Annotated in this window: 1 protein-coding gene and 2 pseudogenes; all 3 read left to right on the top strand. The window is 49.2% G+C overall.

Annotated features, from left to right (window positions below; genetic code table 11):
- Positions 1-467: pseudogene (locus R7Z77_RS23930) on the top strand (chromosome partitioning protein ParA); the annotation flags it as partial.
- Positions 468-469: 2 nt separating this feature from the next.
- Positions 470-1042, top strand: a complete 573-nt coding sequence (locus R7Z77_RS23925) for a sigma-70 family RNA polymerase sigma factor (protein ID WP_005455178.1) — start codon at positions 470-472, stop codon at positions 1040-1042.
- Positions 1043-1045: 3 nt separating this feature from the next.
- Positions 1046-1400, top strand: a pseudogene (locus tag R7Z77_RS23920) (hypothetical protein); the annotation flags it as partial.

Genomic DNA, 1400 nt, shown 5'->3' with positions numbered 1-1400 from the left:
ACAGCAACCGCACTGAAATGCTGTGGTTTTCCTACCCTAACACCAGCGAGCACGACATCGACTACCTCGGCGTGTGGCAGCAAACCCAATACCACCAGCAATCCATGACACAATCGTGTCTGTTAATGCGCCACCAACAAGTGATGCGATTGCCACGCAGCGCCGAGACCTGCCCAACCGATGCAAGCCTATACACCCAAGATGTCACCCGCGAGTTTGCCGATATGTGGTGGGTAAACAATGACGAACCGAAAGCCAATTTGGCGCAAATGAACATCATGGTGCGCTGGTCAACCACTCCGGCAGAAATCAACTACACCACTTGGGAATACTTACCGGCGGGAGCCAACTGGGAGCAAGGCATTTTGTATCGCTACCAACAGAACGTTAGTCGTAACCGAGATGGTTCTGATCATATTGAAACGCATACGATTTCTGAATTTGTCAAAGTGAGCGAGGAGGTATAACCATGGCAACGACTTCAGCCCTAACCCACATTATTCAGCAGTGGCAGTCTGGTAATAAACAAGCCGAAAGCGAGCTGTACCAATTCGCCTATTTGCAACTGCGTAAAATCGCCCAACAAGAACGTGAGCGCAACGCCGAAAAATACGGCACCGACAACATGGTATTGGCAGACAGCGTCAACAGCACCACCGCATTGATTCATGATGCTTACCTAAAGATGTCAAACTGCGACATGAGTGAAATCGCCACCAAGCGTGATTTTTTCTTAATGGCAGCTAAAGTCATGCGCCAAATATTGATCGACAACGCTCGCTCACACCAAGCGCAAAAACGCCAACACATCACATTGATGAAGGACGAAGAAGACCGCTTTGAGCAGTTGATCATCATGGACAAAGCCTTAGATAGCTTTAGCACACGCTACCCACGTCAATCGAGCGCCTTAAAACTCAAATACTTGATGGGCATGAAGAACCAGGAGATCAGCGAACTGCTAGAGTGCAGCGCAAGCCTGATCGAAAAAGACCTCAAGTTCTCACGCAGCTGGCTGCAATCAAGAATGGCACACGCATAAATCATGACCAAGAAACTGTGGATTATCGGCGCGATCGGCGCCGGTTTATTGGGCGTTTACTTGTTAAGTGACGAGAGCAACATGGCGTCTGCGGCCAGCTCTTTAAACAGCTCTCCTGTCGATAAAAGAAAAAGCCAACATCACTATGGTGAACGTACGTCGTTAATTGAGGTGAAGCAGGCGCTCACAACATCGGCGTTGGATGGCTCGAGCTCTCTCGATTTAGATGCTGTGCTTAATGCCACCCCATTCGATCAACAAAACGTCGCCGAGAACCCTTTCGATACGTTTGATGGTTACTACCCTTACGATCTGACAGCCGTGACACCACAACCCAAGGTTGATGCGGCGAACAACA

Source organism: Vibrio sp. 1401 (assembly GCF_033340295.1).
This window is presented reverse-complemented; position numbering and strand designations above follow the sequence as displayed.